The organism is Agarivorans sp. B2Z047 (assembly GCF_023373605.1).
Classification (GTDB): Bacteria; Pseudomonadota; Gammaproteobacteria; order Enterobacterales; family Celerinatantimonadaceae; genus Agarivorans; species Agarivorans albus.
Genome location: NZ_CP088080.1, coordinates 1285261 through 1300312, shown reverse-complemented (window position 1 = coordinate 1300312; position 15052 = coordinate 1285261). Strand labels below are relative to the sequence as shown.

Annotated in this window: 15 protein-coding genes; 11 read left to right on the top strand and 4 right to left on the bottom strand. The window is 43.3% G+C overall.

The features are described 5' to 3' along the window. The first annotated feature begins 43 nt into the window (after positions 1–43). Positions 44–1102: a LacI family DNA-binding transcriptional regulator gene (locus tag LQZ07_RS06015; protein WP_249483566.1), complete on the top strand. Its 1059-nt coding sequence runs from the start codon at positions 44–46 to the stop codon at positions 1100–1102. A gap of 14 nt (positions 1103–1116) precedes the next feature. Here LQZ07_RS06015 and LQZ07_RS06010 read toward each other — a convergent pair whose 3' ends face one another. After that, the gene (locus LQZ07_RS06010) at positions 1117–1437 is read right to left on the bottom strand and encodes an NIPSNAP family protein (protein ID WP_152780329.1); all 321 of its coding nucleotides are present in this window, start codon (positions 1435–1437) and stop codon (positions 1117–1119) included. 217 nt (positions 1438–1654) lie between these two features. On the opposite strand from LQZ07_RS06010, the gene LQZ07_RS06005 reads away from it, so the two are divergent. Further along, positions 1655–2458 (top strand): PEP-CTERM sorting domain-containing protein, encoded by an 804-nt coding sequence (locus LQZ07_RS06005; RefSeq protein WP_152780331.1) that lies wholly within the window; start codon positions 1655–1657, stop codon positions 2456–2458. A gap of 692 nt (positions 2459–3150) precedes the next feature. Here LQZ07_RS06005 and LQZ07_RS06000 read toward each other — a convergent pair. Then, positions 3151–3807: a cupin domain-containing protein gene (locus LQZ07_RS06000; protein WP_152780333.1), complete on the bottom strand. Its 657-nt coding sequence runs from the start codon at positions 3805–3807 to the stop codon at positions 3151–3153. Positions 3808–3968: 161 nt separating this feature from the next. On the opposite strand from LQZ07_RS06000, the gene LQZ07_RS05995 reads away from it, so the two are divergent. Further along, positions 3969–4433 carry an OsmC family protein gene (locus LQZ07_RS05995; protein ID WP_152780335.1) on the top strand — a complete coding sequence of 155 codons (465 nt, stop codon included), beginning with the start codon at positions 3969–3971 and terminating at the stop codon, positions 4431–4433. Positions 4434–4498: 65 nt separating this feature from the next. Here the strand turns inward: LQZ07_RS05995 and LQZ07_RS05990 are convergent, their stop codons facing one another. Then, the gene (locus tag LQZ07_RS05990) at positions 4499–5236 is read right to left on the bottom strand and encodes a PEP-CTERM sorting domain-containing protein (protein ID WP_152780337.1); all 738 of its coding nucleotides are present in this window, start codon (positions 5234–5236) and stop codon (positions 4499–4501) included. Positions 5237–5736: 500 nt separating this feature from the next. On the opposite strand from LQZ07_RS05990, the gene LQZ07_RS05985 reads away from it, so the two are divergent. The 8 genes from LQZ07_RS05985 (at position 5737) to serA (ending at position 12940) form a co-directional block, all read left to right on the top strand. After that, complete coding sequence (locus LQZ07_RS05985) at positions 5737–6366, top strand: hypothetical protein (RefSeq protein ID WP_152780339.1); 630 nt, start codon at positions 5737–5739, stop codon at positions 6364–6366. Positions 6367–6375: 9 nt separating this feature from the next. Beyond that, positions 6376–7062: an ABC transporter ATP-binding protein gene (locus LQZ07_RS05980; RefSeq protein ID WP_016403193.1), complete on the top strand. Its 687-nt coding sequence runs from the start codon at positions 6376–6378 to the stop codon at positions 7060–7062. Beyond that, positions 7050–8264 carry an FtsX-like permease family protein gene (locus tag LQZ07_RS05975; RefSeq protein ID WP_152780342.1) on the top strand — a complete coding sequence of 405 codons (1215 nt, stop codon included), beginning with the start codon at positions 7050–7052 and terminating at the stop codon, positions 8262–8264. Before LQZ07_RS05980 ends, LQZ07_RS05975 begins: the two co-directional genes overlap by 13 nt. Continuing rightward, entirely contained in the window at positions 8257–9000 is a 744-nt protein-coding gene (locus LQZ07_RS05970) for an outer membrane lipoprotein-sorting protein (protein WP_016403195.1), read from the top strand. The genes LQZ07_RS05975 and LQZ07_RS05970 overlap by 8 nt, the downstream gene beginning before the upstream one ends. Before the next feature lie 201 nt (positions 9001–9201). Continuing rightward, a complete protein-coding gene (locus LQZ07_RS05965) occupies positions 9202–9921 on the top strand; it encodes a YebC/PmpR family DNA-binding transcriptional regulator (RefSeq protein ID WP_016403196.1) in 720 nt (239 codons plus the stop codon). Between the two features lie 158 nt (positions 9922–10079). Continuing rightward, positions 10080–10664 carry a 5-formyltetrahydrofolate cyclo-ligase gene (locus LQZ07_RS05960; RefSeq protein WP_152780344.1) on the top strand — a complete coding sequence of 195 codons (585 nt, stop codon included), beginning with the start codon at positions 10080–10082 and terminating at the stop codon, positions 10662–10664. 136 nt (positions 10665–10800) lie between these two features. Next, positions 10801–11454 (top strand): ribose-5-phosphate isomerase RpiA, encoded by a 654-nt coding sequence (gene rpiA, locus LQZ07_RS05955; protein WP_152780346.1) that lies wholly within the window; start codon positions 10801–10803, stop codon positions 11452–11454. Between the two features lie 256 nt (positions 11455–11710). After that, positions 11711–12940 (top strand): phosphoglycerate dehydrogenase, encoded by a 1230-nt coding sequence (serA, locus tag LQZ07_RS05950; protein WP_152780348.1) that lies wholly within the window; start codon positions 11711–11713, stop codon positions 12938–12940. 105 nt (positions 12941–13045) lie between these two features. Here the strand turns inward: serA and LQZ07_RS05945 are convergent, their stop codons facing one another. After that, positions 13046–14578 (bottom strand): hypothetical protein, encoded by a 1533-nt coding sequence (locus LQZ07_RS05945; RefSeq protein ID WP_152780350.1) that lies wholly within the window; start codon positions 14576–14578, stop codon positions 13046–13048. Positions 14579–15052 lie beyond the last annotated feature (474 nt).

Sequence of the window (15052 nt, the reverse complement as noted above, 5' to 3'; positions counted from 1 at the left end):
CTTGCTAAAGCGAAACAGTGAACTAAATACAAGGGATTTGCAGGTGAGCGTTACATTTAAACAGGTTGCCGAGTTGGCGGGCGTATCTACACAAACGGTTTCTCGGGTAACCAACGGTGCCAGTAATGTTGCCCAAGAAACACGTGACAAAGTAAATGCCGCTATCGACAAACTTGGTTACGTGCCTAACAAAGGAGCGCAGCTATTAAGTGGGGCTAAATCTAAGGTTATTGGCTTAATTACCCTTGATGTATCGCTGCATGGCATTTCGATTATTGCCAACAACATTCGTATTCAAGCCCAATTGCATGGCTACGGCACCTCGTTTGCTGTGGTAGATGAACACGCATACCAAGAGATCGTAACAGCGACTCGAGAGTTAAAATCACAACGTATTGAATACATTATTGTGAACCTGCCTCTCACTAAAGAAGAAGCCGAGCAATTGGTAGAGCTGTTCACTGATCTGCATTTTGTCTTTATCGATGTTCCTAATAACAGCCAAGTTAACTCGGTGAGTGCAGCACATCATCAAGGAGCCAGTGAAGCTGCTCAGCTAATGCTTAAGCAGCAACGCCAACGTTTGTTGCTCATTACAGGCCCTCACGATTCAACTGCTTCAACCCTGCGTTTACAGGGCTGGCTTAGCCAAATTAAGCACTTTGAGGCTACCGTGGTTGCTCAACTTGAAGGAGACTGGTTGGCCAGCAGTGGCTATCACCTTACTCGTGAAGCATTGAGCAATGGCGCGGTGATAGAAGGTGTATTAGTTGCGAGTGACCAGATGGCCTTGGGTGTATTACGCGCCCTACACGAACATAGCTTAGCGGTACCGCAACAGGTTGCGGTAATTGGTTTTGATGACAGCGCCGATAGTGCCTACTTCTACCCTCCGCTTACCACCATTAAGCAAGATTTTGCGGCAATATCAGCCCAGGCGGTAGACATGTTGTTTAACGATTCGGCCAGCGAGCCGCCCTTTAAAGCCTCTGTAGCAGCCCAGTTAATTGAGCGAGCGAGTACTCAAATCTTAGATTCGAAAACTTACAATAAGGCACAAATAGAGCAGCTACTACAGCAAGTTAAAAATGCATTGCCTTAGCAAGTACAGCTAATCTAGTTTGCGCTAAAAGCCGCTTGCAGCGTGCGTACTTTTACGCTGCTTTCTTCAATTAAACTAAACACCTTAGGGCGTACTTCGTTAATCCACCATTGATCATACAGCTGGCTGCAAATCTCTTGGCGACTTTGCTCATCTTTAAACTGCCTTAACCAAACAAACCACTCATCGCCATTGTCGTCACAATATAGGTAGCTATTAATCACCTCCACCCCCTTACTTCGTTGGTAGGGCAATATTTCCTTTTCCATCAAATTAAGCCATTGAGCGGTTTTTCCAGATTTAATTTGGTACTCGCGTAATTCAATCACATTCATTTTAGATCCTTTCTCCCTAGATCAATTCGCTTAAACAAATCGCTGTCGACTTTTTTTACATTATATAAGTCTTTGATGCATCAATTAAAAATCAATATCCATATTTTTTATAAGGTTATATTGATAGGTCTGTTTTTTGCTTAACAACAAATAAGTCAGCAATTATTGTAAAACGGAAAAGCTGATTACTATCATCAACTCATAATGGAAATGTAAAATGAAGATACTCCCTTCTTGCTGCTGGGCCTTGGTGCTCGCGGCTAGCATAAACGTAGCCCATGCGGTGCCCTTCTACTTAAATTTAGGTGGTACTAGCACAGCCAAGGCAGACTACTTAACCACTAATATTCATGCTACTTCGGCTCTGCAAAATGGCAACTGCTCTGGTGGCTTTTGCAGCCCAGATGTCAACTCAAGCTTTACTGAGTCTGGCAACGGCAATGCTACAGGTTTATACCGAAATCCTAATACCCCACTCTATAACGCCGGCTTAAATAATAACTGGGCGATGACCTTTGACTACAACGATTTAAGCGGCGGGTTTACCGATACGGGTGGCGTTAGCTTCGACCAGGGTGGCAACATCAATATTAACTTCACTAGCGTTTTAGGCTACGACCAAAACAGTGGAGAGATTATTTATGGCGACAGCATTAAAGTGGCACAGCTAGTTGTTAACTCGGGCAGCGCAGTAATGGGTGACGTATCGCTAACTGGGTCTTTTGACTACAGCTGGTACGATGCAGCCATAGACGATGCGCTAGCTGAAGACTTTTTCTCTACCGATTACGGCAGCTTATTTGAGCTTTGGGAAAATGGAGACAACCTAGTGTGGCAGCTTAACTTTAACATCACCGACAATATGAATACTCCTTACCTTGGTGATGAAGATGAAGCCTTTCGCGATACCATTCTTAACGGTCAATTTGCCATTGTCTCGGTTTCGGAGCCTGGAACCTTGGCTTTATTTGGCATCGGCCTTATCGCCCTAGGTTTAAGACGCCAACACAAAAAAATCTAATCCTTTAGATCTTGTTATGGGCAGGTGTAGGTTTTTTTACGCACCTGTATTTTTTGCTTATCGCAATTGAGCGCGACTTTGTTGTTATGGCCTGTTGAGCTTTGCTGATGGTTTTTACAGCAATTTATTAGCCATTTAGGCAAGGCAGTGAGTGTGAAGTTAAGTGGGCTTAATAATCACTCGCTAACGCTGAATAAATGGCTAAGAAATGCTGCCCGAAGGGTTCAGAAAAGCGAACTTTACTCTTCGTTGAACACTTTTCACTTAGCCCACTAGGTTTCAAAGTGCTCGCCGCGATTAAAGCCCGCTTATCTTGAATAAAATTTCAACACCAAAGATCAACAGGCCCTAGTCACTAACGACTAACGTCGTCATCGCTAAGATAAACAAAAACAAAACAATCGCTGCTTTTGTAAGCCAAATCACATATTGTAATACAATAATAGAATATACTATTTTGGTCGCTCAGTCATATGGCAATTTATTTGACTCTTTAAACAAAGCTAATTGGGTCAAAGCCTTATCCACATAGGTATAGCAGCCGGTGATTACAACCAAGTTAGCTTTTACAAATGAGCACACGATCAGTAAACAGTTTTGTAGGGGCGGTGCCCGCCCGACTCTCCTCATTGGGCACCGCTCTTACTTCTTTCTCGTTGAGTCCTGATTCATCCCTCTGCCTACAATTATGCTTAACTCTCTACCGGTAAGTGACCGGTTTTCACCAAGATAATCGTTTCTTGTTCAACAAAGGGGTGATGCTGACTCATATGCGGGCTACGCAGCCAAGTAAGTTTAGGGTAGCTGCCGTGTTCGTCTTTAAACTCTCCCGACAAAACTAAAATCTCTTCACCACCAAAATGACGATGCGGTTGGAAAATCTCACCGGTAGGCCACTTAACCAATGCCACATGTTCATGTTCAAACTCATGCAAAGGCATTACTTCCAAGCCCCCAATCCCCGGCAGCCAAGGTGTTTGCTTAGTGTTAACTCTTACCTGAGTAAGGTCGCGCGCATCAAACTGATTAAGTTTCACAAATATCACGCAGCCTTGTTTGCTAAAAGGACTATGTTTGCTGCCTGGCGGATTACGAATATATGTACCCGCTGGGTAATCGCCATGCTCATCAGAAAACACGCCTTCTAATACCAAGATTTCTTCACCTTGTGGATGTGGATGTTCAGGGAAAAAAGACTCTGGCTGATACTGCACAATGCTGGTTACATGGCCAGACTCTGTGGCTTCTCGCTCTAGCGGTTTACGCAATACCCCAGCAGAGGGGCTAGCTAGCCAGTCCATTTGTTCGGTATCGATCGCCAAGGCTTGGTCAAAATTCATGTTGAGCATAATGGTTCCTAAAAAACGCTGTTAACCATTAGAGTTGCTTGCTTGGCAATAAATTTCAAGCCCATGCCCTTAAGCTTGAATTTGTCATTGCCAAGCACTAACGACTGCAGCATGCTAAGACCGTGTTGTTTTAACTTTGCTAACTCACCGCAGGAATGTTTATGTCTGAATACTTCGCCATTGTAGAGTGGCAACGCCAAACCGATGAAGCTTATACCGACAACCATTACAGCCGAGGCCACCATTGGCATTTTGATGGCGGCCAAACTGTTGCAGCCTCATCGTCACCGCATGTGGTGCCGCCGCCTTACTCGGTAGAAGCAAACGTTGACCCAGAAGAGGCCTTTGTTGCCTCACTATCTAGCTGCCATATGTTATTTTTCTTATCTATCGCGGCTAAAAACCGTTTGGTAGTGGATAGCTATGAAGACAAAGCGGTAGGAATAATGGCCTTAAATGAGCAAGGAAAAATGGCCATGACAGAGGTAAAGCTCAACCCTAAAGTGATTTTTTCAGGGCAAGAGGTGAGCCTAGCCAAGCTTGAGAAAATGCATCATCAAGCCCACCAGCACTGTTTTATTGCTAACTCTGTGAACAGCAAAATTACCACTAGTATTGTGCTGTAGTGCTAAACCAACCAATAAAAAAGCCTTGGTGAGACCAAGGCTTTAATGAATAAGTAACTAGCTTGTTATTTGTTAAGTCTTTTTCTTGAAACACCAAACCCAAGCATCGCAAACATAGCTAACAAAATAGTACTCGGCTCAGAAACCTGCGTTACCGGCAAAGTGCTCTCAACAATGAAGGTAAGCTTATAATCGATTCCTTCTACACATTCAGGGCTATAATCTGGAAAATTAACCACATAGGTTTGTGCACAAGTGTGGCCTTGATCAAGCAGGCTACTCAAGTAAATACCTTCAGTAACATCTAAACTTGGTGCATCAAAACTTTTGCCATTTAAACCCAAAACCCCATCTTCTAGTTCAGGAATGGTAAAAATTTCTGGCGTTGTAGAACTCTCTTCAAGGAACCAAGTTGGCGCAGTAGCGCCAAATGTACTTTGTTGGCGATAATCAGGTGAAATAGGTGTGCCGAAGGTCCAATTAATACCAGGCAAGTTGGTTCCCCAATCGATACTGGCTCCCACTAAACGCATACCTGCGGTAATGCCAATATTGAAAACATCTCCGCTGTCCAGCGGGCTGTAAATTGAACCATAAAAGGCGTTCTCACCTTCCACTAAATTGAAAAGTGCAACATCATCGACCCCACCAATGGTGTCAAAATCACCAGCAGGCAAACCACCTTCTGCAACTACATCTGCCTCATCAAAAGACCCATTGTAATCAACAACTATCACTCCAGCGTGGGCGTTACCTAACACCAGTAATAAGCTTAATACCAATGAATGACGTAGATTCAGCATGTTTAATTCCTTTTTAGGATGTAGCAAGTAATTTCCTACATATCACTAAACACGGATGCACTTGTCATACCAAAACACTAATATCTTTTAAAACAAGTAGTTAATAAATAATAAGTGATTCAAAAAAAATATTTGTATAAATAGCTGACATTAAAGCAGTGTTTATAATCTGTAAATTCTAAGATTTTATATTTATTCAGCTTTTAAATGGTGAACTCATCAAGCAGCGCATTTTTCACAGGTAAACAACGCTACCACTCCAAATAACCATTCAACCTCAGCAATGGCAGCGCTAAGGATTAACTTATAAGGTTTTAATGACAATCCAATGCTAGCCGCAATTTACAGAAAAGCGTCGCCATCGATAACGGTACTCTCAATCCATTCATCCTTCGCTATCGACATTTAGTCCGGCGGTTTTGCCTTTTATCGCATCATGCAGCTGTAAGGGAATATCAATCGTAATCTTGCTCATGTACTCACACTGACAAGGATTGATCATGAAAAAGCTTACTTTAGCCAGCCTACTACTTGTTTGCTCTTATTCAGCAAGCGCTAGCATTAACGAGCAACAACTTGCCTCTTACTTTCAAGCAGCCCAAGGCGACTACTCGCAGCTAGATTCACTGTATAAAGAGCTACAACTCGTCCATCAGCAGCAACCTTCAGACCCTTGGACTTTGTTTTATCTGGGTGGAACCGAGACTTTAAAAGGTGACGATGCTTGGATGCCTTGGACCAAAATGCGCTACACCGAAGATGGCTTAGCACGCATGGATAAAGCCTTAAATATGATTGGTGAAGAGCAATGGCAGCAGCAATATCGCTACCTTCCTCAAGCGATATATATGCAGGCAACGGCCGCAGTAACCTTTACCAGCGTGCCAGACTTTTTTAATTACCAAGACCAAGGCATGCAGCTCTTTAAACAAGTACTTAATGACCAGCGCTTTTTGCAATCTCCAGCGCAAGCCACCTCATGGGTGTACCGCTTTGCTGTAGAGGCAGCCTTAAACAACCAGCAACCAGCACTGGCTCAACAATGGTTTAAGCAACTTAAGCAAAGCGGTGTAAATGATGATTACAGCCAGCTAACCGCGCAGCTAATGGCTAAGCAAAACAAGAGCTAAGGATAGAATATGTTGCAATTTAAAGGCTTAAGTAAGTTTTACCAAACCGGCCAAGTAAGCCAGCAGGCGTTAAGCAATGTTAATGAACATATTCGAGCTGGTGAAATGATTGCCCTTTGCGGCCCATCAGGCTCAGGCAAAAGCACCTTACTTAATATTTGCGGCTTGCTAGATCTTAACTACCAAGGCGAGCTGTATTTTGATGGGGTAAAACTGGATAAAGACCCACAGCATTGCATGCAGCTACGGCGACAACAGCTGGGCTTTGTATTCCAACGCTTTAACTTGGTGCCAGTAATGAGCGCCTACGAAAACGTAGAGTACCCGTTGATGCTAAATAAAGTACCTAGCCAACAACGCAAGCAGCGCATTATGCAAATTTTAGATGCAGTAGGCATGGCCGACTTTGCGCAAGCTAAACCGGACCGTTTGTCGGGGGGCCAACAACAACGCATTGCTGTGGCACGAGCTTTGATTCACCAACCTCGCTTGGTCATTGCCGACGAACCAACAGCTAGCCTCGACAGCCATACCGCCCACCAAGTTGTAGAGCTGATGAAGGCCATTGGCAAGAGCCACAACACCACCTTTGTGATCGCCACTCACGATAACCGTATGAGTGAACATTGCGACCGACAAATAGAACTACTAGACGGACAGGTATTATCCAAGGAGGTTAGCGCATGCGTCGCCTAAAACATGCATTACTTAATGTGCAACGAAATCGCCGCCGCAGCATTATGTCGGTACTTATTATCGCCATTGCGGTAATGGCCTTGGTCACCTCCGGCGGGTTTGGCTTGTTTACTTATCAATCTCTCGCCGAAGCTGCAGCACGCGACACAGGCCATTTAACCTTGTCTAGCCCAGAGTATTTTAACCAGCAAGAAGATACTCCCCTGCAATATGGCTTAGCGAATTGGCAACAGCAGCGCCGAGGCTTAATGGCCTTAAACGGCATAAAGGCGGTGCAACCGCGCATCGAATTTAGCGGCCTAATTAGCAACGGCGACAAATCGGCAATTTTTGTAGGCCAAGGCGTATTGCCCAGCGAGTTCACCCAGAAAGGGCCTTTTTTGGACCTAAAGGCTGGTCAATTACTCACCGAGCAAAGTGATCAAGATTTGCCACAAATTTTGCTAGGCGACGAGTTAGCGCGCAACATGAAAGTACAACCAGGTGATTGGCTTACTCTGCTTAGCACCACCACAGAGGGCGCGCTAAATGCCTTCGACTTTACCGTGCAAGGCATTGTTTCTACTGGTGTTCCAGAGATGGACAAACGCCTAGTGTATATCTCATTAAGTGATAGCCAAGCCCTGCTCGCCACCGATAAGGTGAGCCTAATGTCGGTATTTGCCTTCGCTAATCAAGATGTTAGCCAGCTCAAACAACAGGTTGAGCAACAGCAACCAAGTTTGTTGGTAACGCCATGGTGGGAACAGGCCTTCTTCTACGAAGCAGTAAAAGGCTTGTACAACCGCATCTTTGGAGTGATGGGCTTTATTATGGCGCTAGTGGTGTTTGTGTCGTTATTTAATACCTTGAGCATGTCGGTCACCGAGCGAACCCGAGAAATAGGCACCCTATCAGCCTTGGGCACTGCAAATTCTGAACAGCTAATTGGCTTTGTATTAGAAGCTGTAGTTCTGGCCTTAATTGGTAGCCTAATAGGCGTGCTACTTAGTGGCTCGGTATCATTAACGCTGCTATTTGCTGATATTCAAATGCCTCCTCCACCGGGGCGCAGCGTAGGCTACCCACTACATATTACTTTCTCATTCATGTTGGCTGCCATCGTCTCTTTAGGCGTGGTGTGTATATGCGCATTGGCGTCTGCCATTGCTGCTAACAAAGGCTTAAAAAAGCCGATTACCGAGGCACTTATTTATGTTTAGTCTATTTAAACTGTGGTTATTAGGTAGCTTGTTTAGCATTGGTTTAGTGCAAGCGAATGAGGAAGTTAGCCTGCGCTTGCTTGAAGCCGACAGCTATCGCTTGCAAAGCGCGTCGGCCAAAGTAGTCACCGAGGTGAGTCAATTTGATAAACAACAGCTAAAAAAGAAACACCGTTACAATGTGTATATTCGCCCAGAGCGTGAATCATTAGTGGTATTTAAAGCACAATCGGAGCTGGGGCAAAAAATGCTGATGCTTGGTGACAACTACTGGCTGCTTATGCCAAATAGCCGCAGGCCAATTCGCATTACACCCATGCAAAAGCTATTGGGAGAAGCCTCGGTAGGCGACATCTCCACCCTCACTTGGAGCGAAGATTACCAAGGCGAATTGGGTGAAATTAGTGAGCTAGATGGGGTAACGGCTCTGCACTTACAACTGCAGGCTAAAACCAGTGGTGCCAGTTATCAAAAAATAGACTTGTGGGTGGATCACCGCAGCAATTTTCCACTTAAAGCCGACCTCTACTTAAAGTCTGGCAAACTGGCAAAACAAGCTTACTTTGAGCAAGGCCAGCGAGATGGGCGAACCGTAGTTAAAACCATGACACTGGTTGATAGCATCCAAACCAATAAAAGCACGGTGATTGATTACGAGTCGGTGCAAGCGCATAGCCTTGCCGATAAATACTATAACCCTGCCTATTTAAGTAAGCAGTCTTTAGAGCAACTTTAAACATGCTACAAACAGCTATTTAGTCGCAAAAGGCTATCAAGCACCTAGATAATCGTGAGGATTTAACAGTTAAATACCTCACGATTTAACTAAATTAACCGCATTATTGATCGAGAACCCGCGCCAGCCCTTGTTCCTTGTATTTCAGCTGGTAAAATCCTTTCCCAGAATTTTTAAGCATCGAACAAAAAGAGCATCCCTATGGGCAGAAGTTTTGAAGTACGTAAGGCCTCAATGGCCAAAACCGCTGGTGCAAAAACCAAGGTTTATTCTAAATACAGTAAAGAAATCTACGTTATCGCTAAAAATGGCGGTGCCGATCTAGAAGCTAACTTACAATTACGCAGTGTTGTAGACCGCGCTAAGAAAGATCAAGTTCCTAGTCACGTAATCGATAAAGCTATCGACAAAGCCAAAGGCGGCGCTGGCGAAGACTACGTTCCAGCACGTTACGAAGGTTACGGCCCAGGCGGCTGTATGGTAATTGTTGACTGCTTAACCGATAACAACAGCCGTACCTTTACCGACGTTCGCCAAGCCTTTGTAAAAACCAAATCTAAAATTGGTAACCAAGGCAGCGTGGCACATATGTTCGACCACCAAGCTATTTTTGCCTTTAAAGGTGACGACGAAGACGCCATTCTAGAAATCCTATTAATGGACGACGTTGAAGTTACCGATGTAGAAAGTGAAGACGGAATGATTACCGTATTTGCTCCACATACTGAATACTTCAAAGTTAAAACTTCATTAACTCAAGCCTTGCCTGAGTTAGAGTTTGAACTAGAAGAAATTAGCTTTATTCCGCAAAACTACACCACCATTAGCGGTGATGACGTAGCGATGTTCGAGAAATTTCAAGCCATGCTTGATGACTGTGACGACGTGCAAAACGTGTATCACAACGTAGAGCAAGAATAACTCTACTGGTTTTTACCAAGCCTGTTCATCAGGCTTGGTGACCTTTACTTCCTCGTTTCGGTATCGACTCAATTTTGGCTTAATGTTTTACAGCGCCTTGCTTGATTGCCAATATAGATACACACTAAAAGTCTTATTTGTCAGTTAAGTCTGTTTATATGCCCCAGCTAGATCCTCGCCAGCAATTGCGCAAACAGATACGCCTACAACGTAGCGCCTTAAGCCCTTTGCAACAACTAGAGGCCAGCCAAGCCATTCTTGAATACTTGCAGGACGATCCCGAGCTTATTCCTATGCAACGGGTAGCACTCTATTTAGCCTTTGACGGCGAGCTTGATTTGAGCCTGTTAATCAATTGGCTATGGCAACAAGGCAAACAGGTTTATGTGCCCTTAGTTGACCCCACGAAAAATGGCGAGATGTGCTTTCATCGTTACCAAGCCAGCAGCCCCTTACAAGCCAATAGATTTGGCATTGGCGAACCCATCTTCGATGCCAAACAGGTAATTGACGCTCAGCAACTAGATTTAATCCTAGCCCCCTTGGTAGCCTTTGACTCGCAGGGTAACCGCCTAGGCATGGGCGGCGGCTACTACGACCGCTTGCTGGCGCAAATTAGTGGAGATAAACCTTTAGTCATTGGTCTTGCTCACGATTGCCAGCAAATAAACGAAGTGCCGGTTCAAGCATGGGATCAACCACTTAAACGGATTATTACTCCTAGCAGATATTGGTGCTGGTAATAACTAAAACAGTAATAATAAAAGCGCCGAAAAAAGCGCCAAACGAGCATGGCGTTAACGCCAGCGCTTGGTTATAATCCGCGCCAAACAAGCGGGCTACTTTTGCCCTCCCCCTCACTTTGCTCGGAGCACTGTAATGACACAAGATGAAATGAAAAAAGCCGCTGGCTGGGCCGCATTGGAATATGTTCAAGAAGACACCATTGTTGGCGTAGGCACAGGCTCTACCGTGAACCATTTCATTGACGCCTTAGCGACCATGAAAGACAGCATTAAAGGGGCGGTTTCAAGCTCTGAAGCGTCTACCGAAAAGCTACTTGCTTATGGCATTGAAGTGTTTGATTTAAACAGTGTGAGTGACTTGTCTGTTTACGTAGACGGTGCCGATGAAATCAACGAACAAAACCACATGATCAAGGGCGGTGGTGCAGCCCTAACTCGTGAAAAGATTATTGCCGCGGTTGCCGACCAGTTTATCTGTATCGTAGACAATACCAAAGAAGTGCCAGTATTAGGCAACTTCCCTCTTCCGGTTGAAGTGATTCCAATGGCCCGTAGCTATGTAGCACGCGAGCTGGTTAAGCTTGGCGGCGACCCAGTTTACCGTGAAGGTGTAGTAACCGATAACGGTAACGTGATCTTAGATGTTCACAACATGAAGATTGTAGATCCAGTGACAATGGAACGCGACATTAACGCAATTGTAGGTGTAGTAACTAATGGCCTATTTGCAGCTCGCGGCGCAAATGAAGTGATCATTGGCACCCCAGAAGGCGCTAAAAAACGTTAATCAAGTAAGACCTTAAAAAAAAAGAGTGCATTGCGCGCTCTTTTTTTTGTGAAATATTCCAACACCCCATAAATAATCTCGATCAAGCACTAAATGCAATCCTCATTGCAACATTAAAAACTACAAATAAAACACTATAGAGAATAATAATCACATCATGAATAAAATTTGATGTAATAAAATTACATTCCCTAAGTGCTGCTTTTTTTGCTAAATTTAGCCGCTCGAGCGGTAACATGGGTATTAGGAAGCAAACATGGCAAAGTATTCGTTAGGCAAGGAAAAAATCAAAGTATTGTTGTTAGAGGGTTTACACCCTAGCTCACTGCAATCTTTCCAATCTGCGGGTTATGAAAATGTAGAAATGATCAAAACCTCGCTAGCAGAAGAAGAACTGATTGAAAAAATTAAAGGCGTTCACTTCATTGGTATTCGCTCCCGTACAGACCTAAACGAACGTGTGCTAGCAGCAGCAAACAAGCTTGTTGCAATTGGTTGTTTCTGTATTGGTACTAACCAAGTTGACCTTAAAGCTGCCCAGCAAAAAGGTATTCCAGTATTCAACGCACCGTTCTCTAATACTCGCAGCGTAGCTGAACTAGTATTAGGTGAAATTATTTTACTACTGCGTGGCATTCCAGAGAAAAACGCCAAAGCACATCGCGGCGAATGGATAAAATCGGCCGACAACTCTTATGAAGCACGTGGTAAAAAGCTAGGCATTATCGGTTATGGCCATATTGGTACTCAGCTGGGTATTTTGGCTGAAACCCTAGGCATGCAAGTTTACTACTACGATATAGAAAACAAGCTATCTTTGGGTAACGCCACCCAAATCGCCGACCTTGACCAACTACTAGCAATGAGTGACGTAGTAAGCCTACACGTACCAGAAACCGCACAAACCAAGTACATGTTTGGTGAAGCGCAGTTTGCCGCTATGAAGCAGGGCTCTATTCTGATTAACGCCTCTCGCGGTACGGTAGTTGAGATTGAATCTTTGGTATCGGTATTAGAAAGCAAAAAGCTTGCTGGTGCGGCGATTGATGTTTTTCCAACTGAGCCAAAATCAAACAAAGAAGAGTTTGTGTCTAACTTACGTGGCTTCGACAACGTAATTCTTAGCCCACACGTTGGTGGTTCAACCCAAGAAGCGCAAGAAAATATCGGTATTGAAGTAGCGTCTAAACTGGCTAAATACTCTGACAACGGCTCAACCTTGTCGGCAGTTAACTTCCCAGAAGTAGCACTACCAGAGCACACTGGCACTAGCCGTTTGTTGCACATTCACCACAACCAACCGGGTGTGCTTACCAAAATCAACTTGGCCTTTGCCGAAGACTCAATCAACATTGCAGCGCAGTACCTGCAAACCAATGACAGCATTGGCTATGTAGTGATTGATGTAGAAACAGCGCAAGCCGAACAAGCGATTACTAAGCTTAAAGAAATTGACGGCACTATTCGCGCCCGTATTCTTCACTAAGCTTTATTGCCTGTATAGAAAAAGCCAGTCATTCGACTGGCTTTTTTATATTAAATAAAGAACTAATTTGAACTGCGCAACCTTAAGTTGAAGCAGGCCCCATAGCTAGTAAACATAAGAGCAGCCTCCCGAACTCTCTAGGTCAATCTTATAGTCGGCTGAATAACTAAAATTAATACACCCGCTCTCTTCAGCATCAGGAACCCAGTGAATAGAGCCCAGAATACTGACTTCATTGCCATTCAAAGATCCAGCAGCCAAAGCTGGGGCTGAGATATTATCACACCTCAACTCATTACCATTTAGTATACAGCCATAGTCGCTATCTACCACCCACAGACCAGACTGTAAATCTACCTCTGCAGAAATAGAAAAGTCGCCAATAATTTCAGCAAAACGTTGCTCAAACGAAGCGATCATTTCAATCTGCATATCTACTTCTTGACCAACATAAACAGTATCAGGAAGATTAAGTAATCCGAGGCGAATCGCTGCTGCAGGACGATCGTTTTCATCATTTGGAGCGGTGAAAAGTTGAAACTCTAAACCATTTGAATATCCATCTTCATCTAAATCATCAGAGCTATCGTCAAGTAAATGATTTAATCCGTATAGGTGTTCGTACCCATCCCACATACCATCCGAGTCGGTGTCATCTAATTCCAATACCTCTGTGATATTGGCCATCCATGAAGGCATAGACACATCAATCGAAAGTAGATTACTCTCTTTATCCAACAAGGTTACCCGTGTGTCATATTTATTAATATCTAATACAGAGCTGGTGCTACTTTCAAAGCTTAATCTAGAAGAGTCGCTATCAAAACTGAGGCTACCTTCTGCATATACATCTGCCCTGCCACCAATTTCATGACCAGAATAAACAAACCTTGCAATTAACAAATTTTGACTAGATACATCAACAAAACCATGCTCTGCAAGATAAACGCGACCAGAAACAGATGCATTATCAAATGACAAACTGGTGTCAGGAAGATTAGCACATGTTCTATTAAGAGTTAGCTCATCTGTATATACATTTAAATCTTGAATACTAGACGTAACGACTAAATTTTGAACAACCTTAGTATCACAAGTACCAAGCCCTTCATTCTTTAAATTACCGTTTAGCTCTGTATAGTTGTTATCACTAGTTTTGATGCGGAAACTACTAAAACTAGTATTAGTATCAATTGGTGAAAAATCATTAGGATTAACTCTAGACACATCAACTTTATAAGCTCCATCGTAAATATTCCCCTCTCCCTCAAGGTCACACGAATCAAACTTAAACTCTAATACTCCTGTTAATTTATTTTCATCGATATTTCCTTTCACGCTTGCAGAGCCACTTGAGCAAAATAGTGTTTCGTCAATACTTGCCCTTGCTGAAAGCTGAGTTCTAACAGCTTGGTTCTGACTCGGTAAAGATATCGTATCATCCTGAATTAAAACATTAACAGAACTAGCAAAGAGCCCTAAATTATCTATGGTTATAGCTGCTGATGTATCCACTCCTTGATATAAGCTCGACACATCGGTGGAACCACCGCCTCCATCATTGGCTCCACCACCTCCGCCACAAGCGGATAATACAAAGCAAAGGCTTAAAGCTAATTGTGAGTAGTACAGTTTCATTTTATCTAATCCCTTAGTGTTAAATTAAATATTAAAAGAACACTAAAATAAATGAATCAACAAAACCAGATAAAAAATTAATAAATGAGTTTTACATTAGATTTTCTTGTTAACAAAAACAGATACTCCATATCATATAAGGAGCTTTTAGCATCCGACTATCTATAATTATAATGGCTGCGTACCCATCAATATTTAAATACTTCCAACAAAACATCCTAACATCTAGTAAAAAACCTGATTAAGTAAAACCAGTTAATAACAAACACCCAAATTGTACAAAAAACACTCAAGCATAAGCCAAATTAATTTGTAAGCTACAATCAGAAATGTTATCCGTGATGAATACACCGAGGTTTATATTTGATAGGGAATATTAGAAGCTTTATTCTACTGGCTATATATAGCTTTACCATTGGCATCAGAATAAAGCGATATCCATTAAATGATTAATGGATATCGATGTACTTTAAA

Bases quoted from the DNA above. Each gene is read 5' to 3' on its own strand.
- LQZ07_RS06010 (WP_152780329.1), bottom strand. From the start codon at position 1,437: ATGAATGTGATTGAATTACGCGAGTACCAAATTAAATCTGGAAAAACC.
- LQZ07_RS06005 (WP_152780331.1), top strand. From the start codon at position 1,655: ATGAAGATACTCCCTTCTTGCTGCTGGGCCTTGGTGCTCGCGGCTAGC.
- LQZ07_RS06000 (WP_152780333.1), bottom strand. From the start codon at position 3,807: ATGCTCAACATGAATTTTGACCAAGCCTTGGCGATCGATACCGAACAA.
- LQZ07_RS05995 (WP_152780335.1), top strand. From the start codon at position 3,969: ATGTCTGAATACTTCGCCATTGTAGAGTGGCAACGCCAAACCGATGAA.
- LQZ07_RS05990 (WP_152780337.1), bottom strand. From the start codon at position 5,236: ATGCTGAATCTACGTCATTCATTGGTATTAAGCTTATTACTGGTGTTA.
- LQZ07_RS05985 (WP_152780339.1), top strand. From the start codon at position 5,737: ATGAAAAAGCTTACTTTAGCCAGCCTACTACTTGTTTGCTCTTATTCA.
- LQZ07_RS05980 (WP_016403193.1), top strand. From the start codon at position 6,376: ATGTTGCAATTTAAAGGCTTAAGTAAGTTTTACCAAACCGGCCAAGTA.
- LQZ07_RS05975 (WP_152780342.1), top strand. From the start codon at position 7,050: ATGCGTCGCCTAAAACATGCATTACTTAATGTGCAACGAAATCGCCGC.
- LQZ07_RS05970 (WP_016403195.1), top strand. From the start codon at position 8,257: ATGTTTAGTCTATTTAAACTGTGGTTATTAGGTAGCTTGTTTAGCATT.
- LQZ07_RS05965 (WP_016403196.1), top strand. From the start codon at position 9,202: ATGGGCAGAAGTTTTGAAGTACGTAAGGCCTCAATGGCCAAAACCGCT.
- LQZ07_RS05960 (WP_152780344.1), top strand. From the start codon at position 10,080: ATGCCCCAGCTAGATCCTCGCCAGCAATTGCGCAAACAGATACGCCTA.
- rpiA (WP_152780346.1), top strand. From the start codon at position 10,801: ATGACACAAGATGAAATGAAAAAAGCCGCTGGCTGGGCCGCATTGGAA.
- serA (WP_152780348.1), top strand. From the start codon at position 11,711: ATGGCAAAGTATTCGTTAGGCAAGGAAAAAATCAAAGTATTGTTGTTA.
- LQZ07_RS05945 (WP_152780350.1), bottom strand. From the start codon at position 14,578: ATGAAACTGTACTACTCACAATTAGCTTTAAGCCTTTGCTTTGTATTA.